This is a genomic window from Rhodovibrio salinarum DSM 9154 (genome assembly GCF_000515255.1).
GTDB classification, from domain to species: domain Bacteria; phylum Pseudomonadota; class Alphaproteobacteria; order Kiloniellales; family Rhodovibrionaceae; genus Rhodovibrio; species Rhodovibrio salinarum.
Window position 1 is genome coordinate 4,040,674 of record NZ_KI911559.1, and the last position, 20,381, is coordinate 4,061,054.

The window sequence follows — 20,381 nt, forward strand, 5'->3', positions numbered from 1 at the left end:
AAACCGGCTCCCCGGCGCGCCTGATGCGATGATCGCGGCTGCGTAGATTTGCTGGGTGCGCTGTCGGCGGGGGTTTTGGTTCGGCTTCGGTTCAACGGTCAGGCGTCTTGCCAGGATCGGCCGTCATGCGGTCGCACTTCGCCTGTCAAGCCAGCACCATCGCTTCATGTTGTAGACCATGTTGGCGAGTGTGATCGCGGCCTCGGCGCGGGCGAGGCCGATGGTGCGGATCACCAGCCTCATCGGCCCCTTCTGGTGGGCGAACGGATGCTCGATGGCCGCGCGCACCGCTGACTTCCTGGCGTTGGCCTTGGCCATCTGTCGTGGCATGGGCTTGCCCTTCGGCTTGCGCCGATGGATCCGGCTGACTTTGCCGATCCCGGCGAGGTAGCTCTCGTTCTCCACCGACCGGTAGGCGCTGTCTGCCCAGACGTCCGATGCCGTGTTGGTCGTATCGATCAGGCCCTCGCGCAAGCGGGCGCCGTCATGCGCGGCGGCATCCGTGACCTTCTGCCGGCGGATGATGCCGTGCCGGCGGTCCATGGAGATGTGCGACTTATAGCCAAAGGTCGGGATCGCGATGTCGATCCGCGGCGTGCCGTCCTCGGCTGGCTTGGCCTTGGAGACCTTCACCGTCCAGCGCGCATCGACGTCCTTCTGCCGCGCCTTTGCGGGCTTCTCCGGCCAGATCTCGCGAGCGCGCTTGCCCGCCTTGATCGCGGCCTTCTCCCCGTCGGTGTTGCGCTGGCGTGGGGCGGCGACGAGCGTCGCGTCGATGATCTGACCCGACATCGGCAGGTAACCCGCCTCCGTGATCGCTTTGTCCAGGCGCGCGAACAACGCGTCGAGGGCACCGGCGGCAATCAGTAGCTCGCGGAAATCCCAGAGCGTGTTGGCGTCCGGTACAACGTCGCCAGGTCCCAGCCGGCAGAAGCGCATCCAGCTCAGCCGGTCGCGCACCAGGTACTCGGTCTGGTCCAGCGACAGGCCATGAAGCGCCTGGAGCACAAGCATCCGGAACTTCAGCACGATATCGAATGGCGGGCGGCCGCCCTTGCTCACATCGCGCGGCCCAACGGCGGCCTTCAAATCAGGGCGAAAAAGCTCGAAGTCGACGGTCGCACTGAGCTTCTCCAGCGGATCACCACGCGCCGATAGCTGCCGCAAGCGATCCTCGACGTCCCAGAAACCCGGCTGTCCCGCCATTCATTGCCCCTGAACCTTATCCAGCCTCAGGAGCCATGGAATCACGCCCAGCGCTTCCGCGCCAGCGGGTTTCCGGAGGTGTCCGAATTGATTATGATGAGCGCGAACCTCATAACAAGGCTACAAAATCTAATAAGCACTCAAATACATAATTCTTATATGGAATGTACATATATGCAATATCTCTGTGAAGCCAAGCGATATAGTATATAATGCTCATAATGGAGACGACAACTACGGCCCCCTTGGAAAAATCAATTTTGTTCGAAGGATTTCTTAGCATGGCAATAACAAGGGCCGGGACTAAAAAGTATAAAGCACGGTTACGAATTACTCCGATATCGATGAAAGCGATAACGAAAATTGAAAAAAATAACGGAGCGCGTAATAAATTGAGCGAAACCGTATATTTTGATGATGTATTTAGAATTTGCACTGTTGTATATGTAATAGACAATATGCAGAATGTAATTAGGAAAAATGTTTCTGCGTCAAATGGGGCTGACGGACGTGCCAGATATATAGAAACCCGCCCAAGATACTCGGTGTATGAGCTATAATTCAATGCAATGAGCAGCATTTTTAAAATTACTGATATTGCTAAATAAATTAAAGGAGTTTGATCCCGGCGGATGGGTACGAAACAAACAGCCAGTATCCCAATATATAAAATCGCAGAAATTTGAAATAATGGGGCCATCAAAAATAATATTAGTGATGTTTTTATTTTATTTTGGTTCCAAAGTATAAATGCTATAATGCATAGCGACAGGGCCAATGCTTGTCTAGTCACACCAAAAAACACTGGAAACAAAAGAAAGTTTAATACTATAAGATAAAAAAGTCCAACATTTCTTCTTGGTATAAATTTTTCTGCATAGTAAAGCGCAATTACCATCGATATATTTGCTGTCCATAATATTACATTAGGATTTTTAAATATATAAGAAGCCATTTCCGCAATTATTATGTATCCTGGCTCTAAAAACCTGTCGACACCCACATCACCCGTCTCTCTTAACGATTCATGTATGCCAACATACAGTTGCCAATCAGTTCCGGTTTCGAGCTTAAATACAACGATTATTGCAAAGGTGAGGCGAAAAAAAATAATCCAGAAATTTCTCTGGCTTGAATAAAATGTAGCTCCAGCAAAAAAAATCAAAGTAGCTTCAAGAGCTATGTAAAAAGACATTTTGCTCTCATGTTAAATTGGGTGCCGTGGCGTGGTGTCACAGAGGTGGCGATTGGCATGGCGCCGCGATTAGCTGCGGCTACAACGCGGCGAGGGATAGCGGCTAGTCGGAGCCTTCAGGCTGGCATAGCGTCTCGATCATTTCCACTGTAAGGTGAACACCTCTGGAAACCGGCTCTCCAGCCGGGCCTGACGTGATGGTCGCAGCTGCGTAGATGGTCGCAGCTGCGTAGGTGTGCTGGGTGCGCTGTCGGCGGGGGTTTTGGTTCGGCTTCGGTTCAACGGTCAGGCGTCTTGCCAGGATCGGCCGTCATGCGGTCGCACTTCGCCTGTCAAGCCAGCACCATCGCTTCATGTTGTAGACCATGTTGGCGAGTGTGATCGCGGCCTCGGCGCGGGCGAGGCCGATGGTGCGGATCACCAGCCTCATCGGCCCCTTCTGGTGGGCGAACGGATGCTCGATGGCCGCGCGCACCGCTGACTTCCTGGCGTTGGCCTTGGCCATCTGTCGTGGCATGGGCTTGCCCTTCGGCTTGCGCCGATGGATCCGGCTGACTTTGCCGATCCCGGCGAGGTAGCTCTCGTTCTCCACCGACCGGTAGGCGCTGTCTGCCCAGACGTCCGATGCCGTGTTGGTCGTATCGATCAGGCCCTCGCGCAAGCGGGCGCCGTCATGCGCGGCGGCATCCGTGACCTTCTGCCGGCGGATGATGCCGTGCCGGCGGTCCATGGAGATGTGCGACTTATAGCCAAAGGTCGGGATCGCGATGTCGATCCGCGGCGTGCCGTCCTCGGCTGGCTTGGCCTTGGAGACCTTCACCGTCCAGCGCGCATCGACGTCCTTCTGCCGCGCCTTTGCGGGCTTCCGGAGGTGTCCGAATTTCCGCCCGCACAGCGCCATCGGCCAGAAAACCCAGCCTGAGCTGGCGCGCACCCAAGGGCCGGCATGCCTGCCTTGAGGCCTACGGAGCCGAGATTTGGTTGATCGACAGGTCCGAAATCCGGGCGCAGATTCGCCATGAGACAGGGGGTCTGCAACTCCCCTTGTATCCCTAGCTACGCGCCGGGCGGTAGGCTCGCGCTGCGGATACGAACTCGGCGAAAAATGCAGCTAGTATCCCGGCGACCAAGCCAAGAATGCCCCCCAACACGCAAATTACGGGCCACGGTGTACCCGTTGGTTTGTCACTACGCTTAAGCGGCACCACCACGCTTGTTCCGGTGAACTCGGCCATACGAGTTTCCAGGACCTCAGCCTTACCTTCGGCAACCTCCAGACGGCGCTCCAACGACGCGATCTCGTCCTGAATTTCATCACGTTGCGCTGGTAACGCGATCTTCCGCCGTTTGCGCAAGGCGCTCAAATCCTGCCTGGCTCGACGCAATTCATTGGCGATGAGCATAATAGACATAGCCTGTGAGACGTTCGGCTGCCCCCCGAACACTTCCAGTCGAGCCGCATCGGTGCGCTTAATAAGTTCCTGGATATCCTCTATTTCTTCTTCAATCAGCACCTCTTCGACCGAAACCCGATTAAATTCATTTTGTCGCGTCTCAAGAAGATCTCGGATGTTCGCGGCCTCATTTTGCGCCTCGACCACCAAATACTGCAAACGGTGACGGACGCTTTCTTGAGCCGCATCATGCGCAGCGATTAGTCGGTCAGTCGCATTCGACATCAGCTGCTCATAGGCGCTGACATACGGCTCCGAAACTTCCACGTTCATACGAACCAGCCGGGTATTATCTACAGCCTGTGCCGAGATAGACGGGTCCAGATTTGTTTGTAACTCGTTGCTCTCAGTGAGTTCGCCCTGGACCGCAGGTATATAAAGATTTTCGAGTTCGTTCGCCACACGCTCTTCCTCTTGCAATCTACCTAATAAATTATTCAAATCCGAAACTGGGCCGACCTCTACGTCCCCAATCTCGATCGTTTGTGAAAGACGATAAGTCGTCGGGCGCATGACGACGACGATCACACTGGTTACGAGCGCAAGAGCGAAAACCGTCAGAACAATCCAGCGACGGCGCACCAGGACGTTCCAAACATCAAACAGAGAAATCTCATCATCAGCCATACGCGGCTCTGCTCCGGCTCTCCTGGGATCCTGGGCACCACTGTCATTGGCCATAGGCCGCTCCTAACTCGCAGATAGGCAGAATTTCGGCAAGCCGGCTAATTCGAAAGCAGCCGACCACGTGGTGGGATCTTGATGCGACATCAGAGGGCCTCTCCGGAAAACGTCACGGCACTGGTACGGGCCGAGGCCTTTTCAGGAAGTGCCCATTGGCGCGCGCTAATGGCTGAAACGATGATCACCGGAAGCCAGAAGATCAACCAGTCACGGTTGAGCATCACCACTACCGTCTTCGTATGAAACAGAACGACCGTCAGGCCAAAAGTCAGGATTGCCAAAGCTAGACCCGATCCGCCCCGTGTCGCGTCGCGTGCTGCCTGCCAGGCGACATACGTGCAGAGTCCGACAAAAAGGCCACCGCCTACGAACCCAACGTAGTAGAATATTCCGATAAAGCCGTTGTGCGGCGAGTTCAAGGTTTTGCCGTCGCCGACAAAACCTCGCGTGTCCGCACCTCCAGCACCCAGGATAAGATGATCCGGAATCCGCCGGATCGCATCGGCCCAAAGTTCGAGCCGGTTAGCCGGCCCCCTGGCGATCCAGTCTGCGAAGTCGACAAGGCCGCCGATTTGAACGGCCGCACTGGCGATGGCGGCCACACCGAGAAGGCCGATCACAATGCGTAGGCTCTTGGTAGCACCGAGCGCAACTGCGGCCACGAGCAGCCCAAGGGCCGGCGCCCGACTCTCGGCGAGCAGAAGGTAGACCACGCAAACCGCGAATGCGCCCCAAGCTGCAGATGCCGTCAGGCGGGAACGGGTCTCGATGGCTAAAACCATCGCCACCACAGCGGCGAAACCGTAGATATCCGCCCCATTGCCGGCGTGATCGGCCCAGCCGAGTCCTTCCAGACGCCCGGCCGCCGAGTAGCCAGCCCCTGGAACGGCGACGAGCACGAAGGTCACAACCGCACAGATAGCGGCCGTGAAAACCACGGCATACGTGATCCGCACCTCGGGAAACCGGTCCCGCACCGCGAGCATGGTACAGGCGGTGAGGAACAGGGCGAGCGCGCCAGCGGTGCGGATGGCGTCGAACGCGCTCTCGAGCGTCAGCGTTGCGGACCACGCCACACTGACGGCCCAAAGCACGCAAAGAGCCATGCCGAGCCGCCATGTCCAGGCCCCCGCCACGGCCACCAAAACCCGCCGGCGCAGGTACAGCAGCATCGGCAGCAGGGCAAACAGGTAGAACAGATTGCGATGGGGACCCTTGTCCAGCACGTAGAACGCCGCGAAAACGACCGGAAGCACGACGGCGAAATAGCGGTCCAGCACCTCAAGGTCGCCGTGCACAGCCCGGCGGATGGCATCCCGGACTTGCCAGGCACGCGCGCGCAGCACGCTTGGTTTCGCGCTCATGTCAGCGGTTTTGCCGGTTCGGTCGGCCATTCATAGTCTTCCGTGTAGGGCATGCCGAACGTCGCTTCGCTCACGTAGCGGGCCAGCCGGCTGACGTTGAACAGTTGGTGGATGCGCTGACGCCCGGCCGCTGCCACCCGTCGACGCGCATCGTCGTTTTCGCAGAACCACTGGATCCGCTGCGCGAGCTCGTCCTCGTCATCGTAGAACGCGAGTTCGTCTTCCCCAAACAACTCGCCGAAGCTCGTGGCACGGTTGACGAACGTCAGGAGGCCGCAGCCGGCGTAGTGCGCCATCCGGTCACTGGAGTACAGATAGTGATGGCTGATCCGGCTCAGGTTGAGGCCCATGCGGGATCGGGCGATCGCGTCCATGTAGCGTTGCCCCCGTACCGGGGGATAATCCAAGCCGCGCACCTCGAACCGCACATCCAGCAGCCGTTCCTTCAAGCGCGTCGCGACGGCGACCCGGATGTCCTCGCCGGTTTCCGGGTCGCGCACGGATTGGCGCCCCATGAAGGCGAAGAACACATCGACGGGCAGAGCGTCGACCGGCTGTTCGTCCTGGCGCAGCACTTCGACGGACGGATCGACCGGGTTTGGTACGTGGTGAACCGCAGCCCGGCCGCCGGCGAACTTGCGCAGCTTCTCGCCCGCGGTCGTGCTGAAGATCGCATCCACGCTGTTCGTGCGGTTCATGATCCGCGTGTGGTTGTCATGTTTGAAGTCGTGGATCGGATCTACGTTGTTATACGCGATACGCACGTCCGGGAGCAGTCGCCGAATCTCATCAAGCGTATCATTGCCGATAATCTCGCAATGCCCGAGGAAAATCAGGTCGGGCTGAAAGTTACGCGCCGTTTCGACCAGTGCCTGATTGGCTGGCTTCCGGCCGAATTTACGGCTGTGCATGATCGTGGCATAGCGTGCTTCCTGCCGATCATTGAAAACGTGCACCGCATGTCCGTTCCGGACGAACCCCGCCAAGAACTTTTGCTTGGTCATGAAAAAATGATCGCCGCGGTCGGCGCCAAAGACATCGCCGACGAGAAGCACCTTCATCGAAGCGGTAATCCCTACATGCATCAGACTCGGCGGGCGTATAGCACACGCCCTGTCGCTCCGCCACACGCTGTCGGGGCTCGCGGTCACGCCTCCGATGCGACACGAGCGCCAAGCTGAACACCATGCCTGCGAAGACCATCACGCCCCGTATTTGCAAGCAAACGCGCTGTCGGCCCATGCATGGCCGGCAGGGCCATCCCGGGATCAGTCCATCGCCTGCCAGCTCTGGCGCGCAACAGGCCGAACATTCCGTTCGGTGCCAGCCAGGACTTGCGCAAGCCGCAGCGCCACCGTGTCAGCGAGGCTGAGGTCGCTGGTTTGAAAACGCGCTACCATCTTCCGGGCCCCTGTCTGCAGCGCCTTTATCCTCGGGTATTTCAGCCAAAGCCGAAGCAGGTCGTAGCCAACCAGCATCTCTCCGGCCGTTTCCCAATCGAGCAGGACGAGCCCGGTGCGCGACACGGCGATGTTGGAGGGTAACAGGTCCCCGTGACCGAAGATCGTCACGACACTTGGATTGGCCTGCACGAGGGCACGCGCGCGTTCCAGGATCGGGTCGGGTCGGGCGTCGCCAGCGATGGCGGCCGCCACCTTCACCCCCAGGGCCTCGGTCAAGGGCACCCGACGCGTCTCTTGTGCCTCGGCCAGTTGCATCAACGGCTCGACCAACCCGGATGCGATCAAACGCGCATCCCGACGGGGTGTAAAACGACGCCCATGGATCAGATCTTCCACCAAGAAGATGTAGGTATCGTCCGCCGAACTCCAGTGGACCGGGGGGAACCCCACCCCCGTGCCGGGCAGGATGGATTGGCGCACATGCAGTTCTCGCTCGGTTCCGGCGCCGTACCGACTGTCGCGGACCACAAGCTTGCTCGAAGTCGCCGCGGACAGGTCGAACGTCCGAACCCGCCCGCCGCTGGCCGCAACCTGGAGCGCGTCAGCTTCGATCCGGAGATCGACGCCATGCCCGCTGAGCGCGCCGGCGACGAGCCGCGGAGCCCGTTCGGCGGCGAGACCGGGAATGCTGCGGGAGACGAACGGGCCCAGCGCAAGCCGGGCGATCAGGCCGCGCCGAACGAGCCATGGTCCTTGCCGGACAAAGCGGCGTTCAGGGCCGGGTGTCCAAGACGCCAACGCCGTCAGGATGCGATCGGACCCGGAAGGATCGCGGGCGCCTACGCTTCCGCCGTTGCGCTCCTTACCATGACCGTCGACTCCGTTCATTTCGCTTTCCATCCATAACGGTGACGCGCTGCCCGCTCACGCGCACGTTCGCGACGAAGTGATGTGTCCGCGAGTACCGGACCTGGCTCACGGGAGCAACCTACCCAGTGGCTGGGCCCGGAAGCGAACACGCCGGCGCCGCTTCGCTTGCGCATTCCGTCCATCCGGTATAAGTCGCCGGGCGCGCGCCCACCCTTCCTACCGCTTGAGAAAGCGCCGTAGACAGAGATGCAACGCATTCTTTTCATTACATACAGTCGGGTCGGCGACTGTATTTTGTCTAGCGGGTTACTCGACGAACTTACCCGCCGCTACCCGTCGGCACGCGTGACGGTGTGTTGCGGACCCGCGAGTGCGGCTCTGTTCCAAGCGCATCCGCGGTTGGAAGAGCTGATCGTCATCCGCAAACAACGCTACAACCGCCACTGGGCGGCCCTGTGGCGTCGCCTGGTTCTGCGTCGTTGGACCGCGGTCGTCGACCTGCGACGTTCGGCCCTGCCTTGGCTGCTATGGGCGAAGCACCGCGCGACGCCATCCAAAGCCGAGGCCAACGAGCACCGCGTTCTCACGCTGGCCCGTACGTTGGATGCGCAACCGCCGCCGGCACCGACGGTCTGGACCTCGCCCCAGGATCAAACAGAGGCCGATAGGCTGATCGGAAGCGCACGGCCGGTTTTGGCGGTGGGGCCAACCGCGAACTGGCCCGGAAAGGTCTGGCCCCCGGAACGCTTTGCCGAGCTTGTGCAACGGCTGATCGCCCCCGGTGGCGCACTGGCCGGCGCCAGTGTCTTTGTGACTGGAGGCCCAAATGAGATCGATCAGGCCCAACCGGTGATCGACGCGGTCCCAAGCGAACAATTGCGTGCCGGCGTCGGTCTGAGCCTGCCTACGACGGCCGCCGCTTTGCAGCGGTGCCGACTGTTCATCGGCAACGATTCTGGGCTTATGCATTTAGCAGCAGCGGCGGGAACGCCGGTGCTTGGACTCTTCGGGCCTACGAAAGATGTCGTCTACGGGCCCTGGAGCCGCCATAGCCGCGTGGTGCGTACGCCCGAGAGTTACCAGGAACTCGTCGGACAACCAGGGTTCCAATATAAAACGGCCGGGACCCAGATGACCAATCTCACCGTGGATACCGTCGAACACGCTGCTCATGCGTTACTCGACGAGACCGCCTCCACTGTGGAAACGGGCGCAGCAACGCATCAAGAGTGACGCGGCCAAGGGAAGCATGACACCCTCGGTCCGATATCCAGACCTCTAGAGAGGCTCGCCAACGTGAATACTGTCGTTGTCACGGCCGCCGACCAGAATTTCTTCTCGATGCTGCAAACCATGGTCGAGTCCGTCGCCGCCCGCGTGGACCCTGACCATGTCAGTATCCGGGTGATCGACCTTGGCCTGCGCGCAGACCAGCGCGCCGCGTTGTCGGACAAGGTAGAGTCGTTCATCCAGGTCGATTGGGACATCGTTTGGCCGTTCACGCCCAACCTGCCGGAACACAAGAAAGCATTCACCGTATCGCCGTTCCTGCCGAAATACCTGCCTGACGCGGAAACGATCGTGTGGATCGACGCGGACGCCTGGGTACAGACCGAGCGCGCGATCCCTACCCTGGTTGCAGGCGCACAAGCGGCCGACCTCGCAATCGCCCCGCAAATCCATCCCTGCTATCCAGACGCGGTCTCACGCGGCAAGGTCCGCACGTTTAACGTTCCCCTGCTCCGCGGCCGTGCCCGTCGCATCACGAGTTGGGGGCGGACCCAGCTACGGCGGCGCTATTCACGGGCTGTGGCAAACGCTGCTTTGTTCAAACCGACTTACAACGCCGGCGTTTTCGCGGGACGCGGCGACTCACCGGTGTGGTCGGTCTGGGAACAAGCCTACCGCACGGCCCGGATCCGCCGACCACGCGACTTGAGCGACCAAGCACCGATCAATTACGCCATCCACACAGGCCAGATCAGCGTGTCGCCCTTGCCGGCCACCTTCAACTGGATCTGCGATCTTCGCCTGCCCGCCTGGGACCCGGAACGCGCACAACTCGTAACCCCCGCCGTTCCTTACGAACCGATCCACATCGTTCACGTGCTGGGTCAGTCCAAATACGCCCAGCACACCATCAAGAGCCTTGATGGCAGCCCAGCGCCGGTCGACGTCTGGGGCACGCCCCTCGCGGCGACGGCGGAACCGACGTAAGACGTACCCTGCGCTGGAGTTGCTGCTAATCAGCACGTTGAAACAGCAACACGATACGGCTGTGCGACATGCGAATTAGGCGAAAACCGCGCGCAACAAGATAGTTGATCACAGCCGGAGCTGTCTCTTCTTTCGCCAAGCCACGTTCTGGCCCGGCATCGACGACGATATAGGCACAGGAATGCAGCAGACGACCTGCCCCCTCAAGGACCTCAGGTTCGGCACCTTCCGCTTCGACCTTCAACAATTTGATGGGACCGGGAGTGATCGCGTCATCCAGACGACGGCAACTAACCCGGATCTCTCACGAAGGAAGGTGCATCGGGGTCTGAAATCGGCGAAAGTGTAAGCGCCAACAGACACTTAACCCGATCTCAGCGGAGCCCCCGATGCCGACACAGTGTAACCCGGACTCTATGCTTTTCGCACGCCTCGATCGCCGCGAGTTGGTGGCGGATTTTGGCGGTGGGGCGATCACCTCGGACGCCGGCGCGCTGCTGCTGGGCGCGACCGACAAGGCGATCAACCTGGTTGACCGGTTCGCCGCCTGCTTCACGGATGGCCGGACAGCAGGTCGCGTCGTTCATGATGTCCGCACCCTGGTCGGCCAGCGCGTGTTCGGCATCGCGCTCGGCTACGAGGATCTGAACGATCACGACGACCTGCGCCGTGACCCGGTGCTCGGGCCCGTTCTCGGCAGGCTGGAGGCGCGCCGGGCCCGCTGCGCGCCGCTGGCCGGCAAAAGCACGCTGAACCGGCTGGAGCACGCCCCGGTCGACGGCGACCGGTACCGCAAGATCGCCCACGATCCGGACGCGATCGAACACCTGTTCGTCGATCTCTTCCTGGACGCGCACGCCAAGCCTCCGGCACGCATCACGCTCGACCTGGACGCCACGGACGACCCGATCCACGGCCGCCAGGAAGGACGGTTCTTTCACGGCTACTACGACTGTTACTGCTACCTGCCGCTCTACGTGTTCTGCGGCGAGCACCTCATAGCGGCGAAGCTGCGCCGGTCCAACATCGACGCCAGCGCGGGTTCGGTCGAGGAGATGTCGCGTATCGTCAGCCGCATCCGCCAGCGCTGGCCTAAGGTCAAGATCCTGCTGCGCGGTGACAGCGGGTTTACGCGCGAGGCGCTGATGGCGTGGTGCGAAACAAACAAGGTCGACTTCCTGTTCGGTCTCGCACGCAACGCCAGGCTGGTCGACCAGATCCACATCGATCTGGCCTGGGCCGAGGATGAGGCGGAGCGGACCGGTAAGCCGGCCCGCCGGTTTGCCGACTTCCGCTGGACCACGCTGAACAGCTGGACCCGGCGCCGGCGAGTGGTAGCCAAGGCCGAGTGGATGCCGAACCGCGACGAGAACGGCGCCAACCCGCGGTTCGTCGTGACGTCCCTGCCGGCGAAAGAGGTCGATGCCCGGACGCTCTACGAGCGGGTCTACTGTGCGCGCGGCGAGATGGAGAACCGGATCAAGGAATGTCAGCTGGATATGTTCGCCGACCGCACCAGCGCGGCGACCATGAAGGCCAACCAGCTCCGCCTATGGTTCGCGTCGATCGCCTACGTCCTGCTCGCGGCCCTGCGCCGGATCGCACTCGCGCACACCCAGCTGGAGAAGGCGACCTGCGGGTCGCTGCGCCTGAAGCTCATGAAGATCGGCGCGCAGGTAACGGTCACCGTTCGTCGCATCCGCGTCGCCATGGCCTCCGCCTGCCCCTATGCTGAGGAGTTCGCCCTGGCGCACGCCCGATTGTGCCGTTGATCCGCGCGACCCGCGCTACCGTCACCCGCCAATCAACAACGCTGGACCCGAACTGACCTGGTAGCGCCCACGCGGCGCAAGGATCAGGCATGCCTGCGTCGCTCTGGATCACACAGCAACCGTCGACTGCACCCCACGACGACGGCTCAGAAGCCCTGGTGAGAAAAGCGGGCTAACATCCACGATCTCGTCATAGTCATCGATCTCGATTAAGGAAGAATCGGCGGTGACAGACTTGAGGTAAAACTTCAGGTTTCCATCAGCGTTCCACAGGCCTTCACGCCGCACATCTGCATGAGGAAGGTTGCGCACCAGGCAACTGTACTCGGCAGGTGCCGGCTCAAATGCACAGTATTCCAGACCTGGCTCCCGATCGAGCAGGTAACGTCCGATTTCACCGATGTTCGCGCCACAGTCGATCACACGATCGCCGGCAGACAAAGGAATGTCAGGCAGAAAGTACTGCTGGGCCAACTGGTTCAGGCGATGGGCTATCCCCCGCCCGTACTTTCGTGACCGTGTCTTGACCGGAAAATAAAGAAGATTGTCACCGTCGCGAACATGATAAGCCCCATCCGCGTAGCCGAGATGGATACTGTGGCCTTTAAAGCGGTTCTGCAGGTTCTGGACAGCGGTATAACGGCTGCCTTCCAGTGAATCCTTCCAGCGGCGCGGGAAACGCCGCAAACGCTTAAATAGACCAGTCATACGCCATCCCCCCTGCGTATCTACGATGGGTTACAAAATTCGGTTCCAAGGAGGTGGCGTCGTTCACAGGCTTTGTGCCTTCAAGCGTCGATAGGTCGAGAGTGTTGTCTCCGAAAGCCATTCGGAGACATCTACGTCCTCGCTACCTGCCGCACCGGCACGGCTCGCGTCGAACCCGGATCCGGGATAGCGCCGGTTGAGGCTGGGGGCATTCAAAAGCGCGTCCGTGAACTCAAGGTCCATACCGCTGCATAAGCCGCGCAGGACCGTCTCCGGATTCTGCACGAGGCGATCGAAATCAACGATTAGAGGGGGACGCCCCGGTAAACTCGATAAACCGTCCGCGACGTCTACGGAGCGATGCCAACGATACGCCGCAACCCGACTGGAGCGGTTCTCGCGGCGCCCGATGGCGCCCACCACCGCACGCGGGTCGCGCAAAACGGCGACACACTGCGTATCTCCGAACCCCGCCAGATCGGCGATCGATAGCCGACTTTTGGGGACCTTGTTCATCGTCAAAGACTTCCTGGTTGCGCCAAACCACAACCCGGGCGCGCACCAGGGCGTCCATCTGCGATGCAACTCAACGTGGTTGGGGACACAGAGCTTCAAGCCGCGGATCTTGTCGCCGACGACGCGGTTAAACGCGCCTGTCAAATCTTCATCCAAACACGCAATACGCGGATGCGCCCCCAGCGCGGTCGCAAGTAGCGTGGTGCCGCCGCGGGATACGCCGAGGATCAACAGATGTGATGGTGCCGTCATGACGTGCGAAAACCTGAGGAAGAGTAGCAGCCTATATCCGTGCGGAGCGATAGCACAGCGGTCCGCACCAGACCACTGGCTGCGGGCCAAAACACTCCGCCGACAGACGCGTTAACCGGCACCCAGCAGCTAAGCCTGATTGTGTCCCGAGCTTCTGACGCTTCAGGGCTTGAGATAGTGCGCCGCTCTGGTCGTAGAACGGACCTAGCCGTCGTTCGCCGGCAGGCGGTCGGGCTTGTCGCCCAGGCGCGCCGGGGCGTTGCGCTGTTCCAGTTCCAGCAGCAGGGCGCTGTGGTCATAACCGTCACCGCCACGCTCAGCCAGATCGCGAAACAGGTCATGCACCGTCTGCGACAACGGGAGAGTCAGGCGCGCATCCCGCGCAGCATCCAGGATGGTCGCCATGTCCTTCAGATGCACACTGACGGCCCCGCCCGGGATGAAGGTACGCTCGAGCATACGCTGGCCGTGAATCTGCAGGATTTTGCTGTCGGCGAACCCACCAGTCAGAGCCTGTTTCACCTTGGCCGGGTCGGCCCCGCCCTGCTCGGCCAGGAGCAGCCCTTCAGCAACCGCGCCGATCGTCAGCCCGACGATCACCTGATTGGCGAGCTTGGCCGTCTGGCCCGCACCGACAGAGCCGACGCGCGTGGGGGTGCCCATCGTCGCCAGAATCGGTTCACCCCGGGCATAATCCACCTCGCTGCCACCGACCATGATCGCCAGGCTCGCGCTTTCCGCCCCGGACGGGCCGCCGGACACGGGCGCATCCAGATAGCCGACCTTATGCGCGGCAAGCCGTTCGGCATGCTGACGCGCGGTCGCCGGCGGGATCGACGAGCAGTCAATGAACAACGCGCCCTCCGGCAACCCGTTGGCAACGCCCTGCCCTTCCAGGAGGTCGTCAACCGCGGGCCCGTCGGACAGCATCGCCACGGCTACATCGGCCTGTGCGACCGCTGCGGCTGGGGTGTCCGCCAACTGCGCGCCTTGCGCCACCAACGGCTGCGCTTTGGCTGGCGTACGGTTCCAGACAGTGACCTCAAACCCGGCGGCCAAAAGATTGCTCGCCATCGGCGCGCCCATCAGGCCGACGCCGAGAAAGGCAATGCGTGTCATACAGGAAGCTCCCTTTTCACCAGTCGCTCAGAAGCGGCAGGATACAGCAGCTAGTCTAGCCACGGCAGACGTCGGTGCGATAGGCGGGCCTCATCCGGCTTGAAAGGCGGTGATGCCAGCTGTCGCCGATCCATTTCCCCGATTGATTCGACGCCACGTTTCCGCTACCGCGCTACACCATGATCGAGTCCCCACGCCTTTCCTGTCTTGTCGTCGCACACAACGAAGAAGCCGATCTGCCCGACTGCTTGGCCACCCTTGGCTTTGCCGACGAGGTTCTCGTTGTGCTCGACCGCTGCACCGACCGATCCAAAGAGATCGCGCAGACAGCGGGCGCCACCCTGCTGGAAGGCGCGTGGGAGGTTCAGGGTGATCGACGCAATGAAGGAATCCAGGCATGCGCGGGCGACTGGATTCTGGAAGTCGATGCCGACGAGCGTGTCCCGGAGACGCTTGGCCGCGAGGTCCGGCAAACCATCCAGAGCTCGCAGTTCGACTACCATCGCGTGCGAATCGACAACTACGTCGGCGAGCGGCTGGTGCGCAATGGCTGGGGAGCGTCCTTCGGCCGGCGGTCTCATCCGGGACTGTTCCGGAAAGGCATCAAGACCTGGGGCAACCAACGCGTCCATCCCAGCTTGATGTTCAAAGAAGGGGCGCATGAGGGCCCACCGCTGACGGCCCCAATCGCGCATTACGGGTTCGACGGCATCACGGATCTGATCGGACGACTCAACCGCTATTCCGACCGGCACGCCGCCGATCTGCGAGACGCCGGCGACTTCGGCACGGCGTTAGACAACTACCGCCGCATCGTCTCGCGCTTCTGGAAGTGCTTCGTTGCACGTAAGGGCTATCAGGAAGGCGGGATCGGTTTCGTGATCGCCATTTGTGCTGCCCTCTATCCGATTCTGTCGTATCTGAAGGCGAAATACGATCAGTAGCCTGCCAATCGCCCCATACGCGCAGGCATCGCCCCACTAAGTTCAGGCGCAATGAGCAACGCGATGATGTTGCTCAGCACAGCCCTCCATCGGTGGCCTCGCTACTGACCACCGCCGAAAGCGCCCAGGTTCTTGAGCCCGATGGTCACCATGAAGGTCGTATCGTCATCGGCTTCGTCGCTGTTGGCGTAGTCGCGACTGGCCGAAAAGCGGAACAGGAAGCACTCGTCCTGATAGCCAATCCCGATCTCGGTATCGAGCGGTTCCTTGTCGCGGAGGTTCTGACGATGCCTGGCGCCCACGGACCAGTAGCGAGACACCCGGGAGTTGATTCGTAGTGTCAGCTGCTCCCGTTCACTGAAGCTCGATAGCTCGGACTGCTGCTCTTCAACGTAGGTATAGTCGACGCCGACCCTCAGCGTGGGTGACCCCAACGTGATCGAGTATTCGGAAAGGCTCATATCCCCGGTACTATCGTCGATCCGGAAGTCGTAACTGGCTGACGCATAGCGCACCGGAGAGAGACTCACGCGCCCCACGATATCGGAGAACTCCTCGTCCCCACCGACCGAGTCCGGGAGTGCGCTGTCGCTGTTGATGCGGTAGCTCTGCCCGATCAAGGCCGAGGCCGTGCCCCCGCCTTCCGGGGTCGTATAGACGTATTCAAGACCGTAATCGACCCGCTGACCGGAACTGACCCGGTCGCGTCCAGGGATTCGGTCGAGCGCAAACAGGTTGCCCGCCGTGAACTCGAAATTCCGGCTGGTCTCGTTGGGAATCCGCGAACTGTTACCGCCATTCGGGCCGAGAACCAGCTGCGTACGTGGGCGCAGAACCTCGGTGCCGAGCCAGCTGCTGCGCGTCAGCGGATAGGCGTATTCCACGGCCACCTGCGGGAACACACGCGCCGCTTGACCGCTCTCGTCCCCCTGATCGATGACGTCTTGTCCGTCGACGGTATCGTTATAGTTGTAGGCATCGACGTTGGCCAACCCCTTCAGGCTGACGCGGCCTCCGAGCCGCTCGACGAAGTTGCGCTCCCACCCAAGCGTCCCGGAGACACGTCGGGTGTCCCGGCCTTCCGTGCGCATCAGGTTGAGCGTGCCGAGTTCACCAAACAGCTGACCGCCCATGAAATTGGGGTCGCTGATGTAATGGTATTCCGCGTTCGGCAAGATGATCGGCTGCTGCGCATCGTCCCCCTGGCGCCGCAAGCCCTGGAACGTCATCGCCTCGGCGACGAAGTAGTTCCGCCCCTCGAACCGCTCGGCGTACAGTTCGCTTTGCAGCGGGTCGTCGAACTCGTAGCCATAGCGCTCGAGGTAGGCATCGTCGCTGACCCACCTGGCATCCCACCCCCAGCGCCAGTTTTGGTCGATGTCGAACTGGCCGGTGGTATCGATATGGCCACGAAGATCGCCCTCCTCGACGGTCGGATCGTCGAACCTCAGGTTGGCGGTCGTATCGTCGGCTGAATCCAGGTTGGTCGCCTGGGTGATCGACCCTGTCACCACGAAACGCCCGGCGCGGGTACGCCGACGGTAAGTGCCCTCCGCCACCTGTCCGGCATCGCTCGTGAGTATGGGCGAAAAGGTAAAGTCGGCCTGGTCCGACAAGACCACGTAGTAGCGCGGCTGAACCATCGCGCCCAGCGACGACGAATAGCCCATCGTCGGTGCCAGCAGCCCCGTCTGTCGCTCGGCCGTCGGATCCGGGTGCGAGAAGTATGGCGTGTAGAACAGCGGAACGTCGAACAGTTCCAGCCGGGCGTGGCGGTAGTAGAGGGTCTGCTCTTCCTGATCGTGAATCACCCGGGAAGCACGTACCTGCCAAAGCGGCGCGCTGTCCGGATCGTCCTGGCAGATCTCACACGGTGAATAAACGGCCCGGTTCATGTCCGTCCGGTTGTCATCCACCCGTACGGCGTTCGCGGCCGCCAGGCGCGAGTTGTCGGTCAACAGCATCCGGAAGGCGTCGATCGCGCCTTCCCGCAGGTCGCCGGTCACCCGAACCTCGTCCCCGAACAGCACCTCGCCGCTTGGTTGCAGCAGACTGACGTTGCCGGTGGCGGTGATCACATCGGTGCGCAGGTCGTAACTGACCCTGTCAGCGAGCAGAATCCGCTCGCCCTGCGCGATCTCGACGTTGCCGCGGGCGATCACGACTTCTCGATCGTCCTGGTATTCGACCTCGTCAGATTGCAGGACGGCAGGGACTTCGCGGACTTCATCCGCGCTGCCCGGCGCCGAAGCCGTCCCCTGCGCGAACGCCGGCGGATTCAGCGTTATCAAGAGGGCTGCCGCAGCCACACCGCCCCTCAACCAGTGCCGCCAGCCCGGCATCAGATCGCACTGCCCCATATCGTCTGTCGGTCCCCCCGCGCGGTCAGCCGTCTTCGAGATGCAGCAAGCTTGCCGCCCCAAGCATCACGATGATCAGTGATGGTGTCCAGGCAGCGATCGGCACGGGCAGCGTGGCCGATAGACCGAACGCGAAGACAAGGTTCGACAGTACAAAAACCGCGAATCCTGTAAGAACCCCTAACGTGATCGTCACGGCAACGCCACCGCGGCGATGCTGGCGCAGCGAGAAGACCGCCGCCAACAGCACCATGCCCGCGAACAACAGCGGTTTGGCGAGCAGACGATGGAACTGCAACCGGTGTGCGTCCGCCGCGAATCCTGCGTTCTCCAGCAGCTGGACGAACTCCGGCAGGCGCCAGAAGGAGATTGTCTCCGGAGGCGCGAAGCTTTGGTAGATCTTATCCGCGGTGAGTTCAGTGGGAACGCTGACGCGCGCTTCTCGCCGGGCACCTTCGCCGCCGGGTTCAGTTACCAACGCCTCGCTGAGCACCCAGCGTCCATCGTCAAGCTGAGCTCGGGTGGCATCGATGCGACCGGTGAAAGTGCTGGCGTTGTCGAACCGAAAGACGATCACGTCAAACAACGTCATGTCCGATTGGCGCACCCGCCGAGCATGGATGACCGCCCGACCGTTCTCATTCGCCTGGCGTAGCCACAAGCCGGTCTCGGATACCGAGAGCGTCGAGCCCGTGTCGCCGGTATAGCGCGCCTGCAGCTGCTCGAAGCGCCGCAACATTACCGACGACACCGGATTCAAGACGGTCGTCGTGACCACTCCGATCAAGACCGAGATCAACACCACTGGCGCAAGCATCTGCCAGACAGAGACGCCAGCCGCCCGGGCAACCACCAGCTCGTTCGTCCGGGTCAAGCGCCAGAGGGTCGCCATGCCGGTGAACAGCACGGCAAAAGCCATGATCTCCTGGGCTAGCTGCGGCAGCTTGAGCAGGGCCATCAGGAAAGCGGTCAGAACCGATGTGCCCTTCGCGGAAGCGAGCTGATCAAGCTGATCGACCGTCGTGATCAACAGCACGATCGCGCAGATCCCGGCGAACAGGACCAGGAAGCGCGCCAGAAACGTCCGGCCCACATAGAAAAGCAGCGTCGGCGCCAGGTTGACCCGCCCAATCCGGGGCAACACCCGGCGCTGCGTCTCGGCCAACGTCATGGCTGCGCCCTCGCCGTCTGATCCAGACGCGGACTGCCGGTACGCCGCCCAGGCCGACTCAGCAGCACATAGAAGGGGGCAGCGATCGCCGCGAGCATCACGAGGTAACCCACGGGCGCCAACGCCAAATTGCCGATCGTCAGGTCGACAAGCGCCAGCTGCCCGGCCTGCAGCACGGCGACTGCGAGCACACCGAGCCCGATTCGCTTGGCCTGGCCACGTCGGGAGAACTCACCCGCCAGGATCGTCGCCAGCGCGATGCCGGCGAATGCCAGTGTGTAGAGCGGGTATTGCAGGCGTCGATGCCCTTCGGCGATCAGTTCGTTGGCGTAACGTTGGTCGGCGCTGGTATCGCGCGGCCAGAGCAGGTTTTGCAGATACCGCTCTTCGGGCTGGCGCCAGCGGTCGGTCATGGCCCGCTGCAGTTGCTCGATGTCGACGGTATAGCGGTCGAAGTACAGCATGGAGAGCTTGCCCCCGGCCTTGTCGACCGACTGGCGGCTGCCGTCGATCAGCAGCACCCGCGGCCCCTCCTCGGTCTCCACGATTGCCCCGCGCTCGGCCAGGAGCGTCACCGGCGGCGTCTCCCGCGCATCGTGCACCATCACGTCCTGCAGCGCACCGTCCGCGGTACGGTTGCGGACGTAGACGGTGATGTTCTTGCCGACCGTATTAAATACGCCTTCCTGCAGCAGCACCGAAGCGTAGCTGTTCCGCATCTGGTACTGCAGGTCCTTGAATTCGCGGTAGCTGGCCGGCAGGAAGTAAAGCGAGACAGAATAGACTACCACCGTAAGCCCGATCGCCAGGATCACCCCGGGCTTGGCGATCTGCCACTGGCTCAGTCCAGCCGCGCGCATTACCGCCAGCTCGCTCTCGTTCGCCAGCTTGTTGTAGACGAACAGCACCGCCACGAAAGTCGCGATCGGGAGCACTACGCCGAAGAACCGCGGCAGCATCAGGCTCATCAGCATCAGGAAATCGCTGAGCGGCAGGCCCCGGTTGACGATGTAGTCCATGAACCGGAGCGACTGCGATAACCAGACGGCCAGCGTCAGCGCCACGGTGATGAACACAGTGACCCAGATCAGCTGACGCAGGATATAGCGATTGAGAACCGGCATGAATGGATGCTGGCCATGCGCA

17 protein-coding genes and 1 pseudogene are annotated in these 20,381 nt (G+C 61.4%); 4 read left to right on the forward strand and 14 right to left on the reverse strand.

What is annotated here, in order from left to right:
* Positions 1-123: 123 nt before the first annotated feature.
* The 7 genes and pseudogenes from RHOSA_RS0118805 to RHOSA_RS24950 form a co-directional block, all read right to left on the reverse strand.
* Entirely contained in the window at positions 124-1,206 is a 1,083-nt protein-coding gene (locus tag RHOSA_RS0118805) for an IS5 family transposase (protein WP_027289866.1), read from the reverse strand.
* A gap of 109 nt (positions 1,207-1,315) precedes the next feature.
* Positions 1,316-2,401, reverse strand: coding sequence for an EpsG family protein (locus RHOSA_RS24945; protein ID WP_081728845.1), 1,086 nt, complete (start codon positions 2,399-2,401; stop codon positions 1,316-1,318).
* Between the two features lie 310 nt (positions 2,402-2,711).
* A pseudogene (locus tag RHOSA_RS23680) lies at positions 2,712-3,266 on the reverse strand (transposase); the annotation flags it as partial.
* Between the two features lie 187 nt (positions 3,267-3,453).
* Positions 3,454-4,482, reverse strand: a complete 1,029-nt coding sequence (locus RHOSA_RS0118815) for a GumC domain-containing protein (protein WP_027289877.1) — start codon at positions 4,480-4,482, stop codon at positions 3,454-3,456.
* 143 nt (positions 4,483-4,625) lie between these two features.
* Positions 4,626-5,933, reverse strand: coding sequence for an O-antigen ligase family protein (locus tag RHOSA_RS0118820; protein ID WP_027289878.1), 1,308 nt, complete (start codon positions 5,931-5,933; stop codon positions 4,626-4,628).
* Positions 5,900-7,054 carry a glycosyltransferase family protein gene (locus RHOSA_RS0118825; RefSeq protein WP_156092838.1) on the reverse strand — a complete coding sequence of 385 codons (1,155 nt, stop codon included), beginning with the start codon at positions 7,052-7,054 and terminating at the stop codon, positions 5,900-5,902. The genes RHOSA_RS0118820 and RHOSA_RS0118825 overlap by 34 nt, the downstream gene beginning before the upstream one ends.
* A gap of 117 nt (positions 7,055-7,171) precedes the next feature.
* Positions 7,172-8,194 (reverse strand): phosphotransferase, encoded by a 1,023-nt coding sequence (locus RHOSA_RS24950; RefSeq protein ID WP_081728964.1) that lies wholly within the window; start codon positions 8,192-8,194, stop codon positions 7,172-7,174.
* 381 nt (positions 8,195-8,575) lie between these two features.
* Here RHOSA_RS24950 and RHOSA_RS23685 point away from each other — a divergent pair, with 381 nt between their 5' ends.
* Together RHOSA_RS23685 and RHOSA_RS0118845 are read left to right on the forward strand one after the other, a co-directional pair.
* Positions 8,576-9,409 (forward strand): glycosyltransferase family 9 protein, encoded by an 834-nt coding sequence (locus tag RHOSA_RS23685; RefSeq protein ID WP_169816660.1) that lies wholly within the window; start codon positions 8,576-8,578, stop codon positions 9,407-9,409.
* A gap of 63 nt (positions 9,410-9,472) precedes the next feature.
* Positions 9,473-10,393 carry a glycosyltransferase family protein gene (locus RHOSA_RS0118845; protein WP_027289882.1) on the forward strand — a complete coding sequence of 307 codons (921 nt, stop codon included), beginning with the start codon at positions 9,473-9,475 and terminating at the stop codon, positions 10,391-10,393.
* A gap of 25 nt (positions 10,394-10,418) precedes the next feature.
* Here RHOSA_RS0118845 and RHOSA_RS25315 read toward each other — a convergent pair whose 3' ends face one another.
* Positions 10,419-10,694, reverse strand: coding sequence for an FkbM family methyltransferase (locus RHOSA_RS25315; RefSeq protein WP_156092842.1), 276 nt, complete (start codon positions 10,692-10,694; stop codon positions 10,419-10,421).
* Positions 10,695-10,782: 88 nt separating this feature from the next.
* Between RHOSA_RS25315 and RHOSA_RS0118855 the strand changes: the two genes are divergently transcribed.
* On the forward strand, positions 10,783-12,165 hold the full coding sequence (locus tag RHOSA_RS0118855; RefSeq protein WP_027289740.1) for an IS1380 family transposase: 1,383 nt from the start codon (positions 10,783-10,785) through the stop codon (positions 12,163-12,165).
* A gap of 108 nt (positions 12,166-12,273) precedes the next feature.
* On the opposite strand, the gene RHOSA_RS25320 is transcribed toward RHOSA_RS0118855, so the two are convergent.
* From RHOSA_RS25320 to RHOSA_RS0118875, 3 genes are all read right to left on the reverse strand, one after another.
* Complete coding sequence (locus RHOSA_RS25320; RefSeq protein WP_027289883.1) at positions 12,274-12,873, reverse strand: class I SAM-dependent methyltransferase; 600 nt, start codon at positions 12,871-12,873, stop codon at positions 12,274-12,276.
* A 63-nt stretch (positions 12,874-12,936) separates the two neighbouring features.
* On the reverse strand, positions 12,937-13,641 hold the full coding sequence (locus RHOSA_RS25325; protein ID WP_156092844.1) for a sulfotransferase family protein: 705 nt from the start codon (positions 13,639-13,641) through the stop codon (positions 12,937-12,939).
* Positions 13,642-13,845: 204 nt separating this feature from the next.
* On the reverse strand, positions 13,846-14,760 hold the full coding sequence (locus RHOSA_RS0118875; protein WP_027289885.1) for an NAD(P)-dependent oxidoreductase: 915 nt from the start codon (positions 14,758-14,760) through the stop codon (positions 13,846-13,848).
* A gap of 179 nt (positions 14,761-14,939) precedes the next feature.
* On the opposite strand from RHOSA_RS0118875, the gene RHOSA_RS0118880 reads away from it, so the two are divergent.
* Positions 14,940-15,704: a glycosyltransferase family 2 protein gene (locus tag RHOSA_RS0118880; protein WP_027289886.1), complete on the forward strand. Its 765-nt coding sequence runs from the start codon at positions 14,940-14,942 to the stop codon at positions 15,702-15,704.
* 101 nt (positions 15,705-15,805) lie between these two features.
* Here the strand turns inward: RHOSA_RS0118880 and RHOSA_RS23690 are convergent, their stop codons facing one another.
* The 3 genes from RHOSA_RS23690 to lptF all read right to left on the reverse strand — a co-directional run bounded on the left by RHOSA_RS23690 (position 15,806) and on the right by lptF (position 20,359).
* Positions 15,806-18,013: an LPS-assembly protein LptD gene (locus tag RHOSA_RS23690; protein WP_169816661.1), complete on the reverse strand. Its 2,208-nt coding sequence runs from the start codon at positions 18,011-18,013 to the stop codon at positions 15,806-15,808.
* A gap of 76 nt (positions 18,014-18,089) precedes the next feature.
* A complete protein-coding gene (gene lptG / locus RHOSA_RS0118890; protein WP_051432342.1) occupies positions 18,090-19,235 on the reverse strand; it encodes an LPS export ABC transporter permease LptG in 1,146 nt (381 codons plus the stop codon).
* Entirely contained in the window at positions 19,232-20,359 is a 1,128-nt protein-coding gene (lptF, locus tag RHOSA_RS23695; RefSeq protein ID WP_051432343.1) for an LPS export ABC transporter permease LptF, read from the reverse strand. Before lptF ends, lptG begins: the two co-directional genes overlap by 4 nt.
* Between the last annotated feature and the right edge of the window lie 22 nt (positions 20,360-20,381).

Excerpts from the sequence above, each read along its gene's own strand:
- RHOSA_RS0118805 (WP_027289866.1), bottom strand. The coding sequence starts at position 1,206 with ATGGCGGGACAGCCGGGTTTCTGGGACGTCGAGGATCGCTTGCGGCAG.
- RHOSA_RS24945 (WP_081728845.1), bottom strand. The coding sequence starts at position 2,401 with ATGTCTTTTTACATAGCTCTTGAAGCTACTTTGATTTTTTTTGCTGGA.
- RHOSA_RS0118815 (WP_027289877.1), bottom strand. The coding sequence starts at position 4,482 with ATGGCTGATGATGAGATTTCTCTGTTTGATGTTTGGAACGTCCTGGTG.
- RHOSA_RS0118820 (WP_027289878.1), bottom strand. The coding sequence starts at position 5,933 with ATGGCCGACCGAACCGGCAAAACCGCTGACATGAGCGCGAAACCAAGC.
- RHOSA_RS24950 (WP_081728964.1), bottom strand. The coding sequence starts at position 8,194 with ATGAACGGAGTCGACGGTCATGGTAAGGAGCGCAACGGCGGAAGCGTA.
- RHOSA_RS0118855 (WP_027289740.1), top strand. The coding sequence starts at position 10,783 with ATGCCGACACAGTGTAACCCGGACTCTATGCTTTTCGCACGCCTCGAT.
- RHOSA_RS25320 (WP_027289883.1), bottom strand. The coding sequence starts at position 12,873 with ATGACTGGTCTATTTAAGCGTTTGCGGCGTTTCCCGCGCCGCTGGAAG.
- RHOSA_RS25325 (WP_156092844.1), bottom strand. The coding sequence starts at position 13,641 with ATGACGGCACCATCACATCTGTTGATCCTCGGCGTATCCCGCGGCGGC.
- RHOSA_RS0118875 (WP_027289885.1), bottom strand. The coding sequence starts at position 14,760 with ATGACACGCATTGCCTTTCTCGGCGTCGGCCTGATGGGCGCGCCGATG.
- RHOSA_RS0118880 (WP_027289886.1), top strand. The coding sequence starts at position 14,940 with ATGATCGAGTCCCCACGCCTTTCCTGTCTTGTCGTCGCACACAACGAA.
- lptG (WP_051432342.1), bottom strand. The coding sequence starts at position 19,235 with ATGACGTTGGCCGAGACGCAGCGCCGGGTGTTGCCCCGGATTGGGCGG.
- lptF (WP_051432343.1), bottom strand. The coding sequence starts at position 20,359 with ATGCCGGTTCTCAATCGCTATATCCTGCGTCAGCTGATCTGGGTCACT.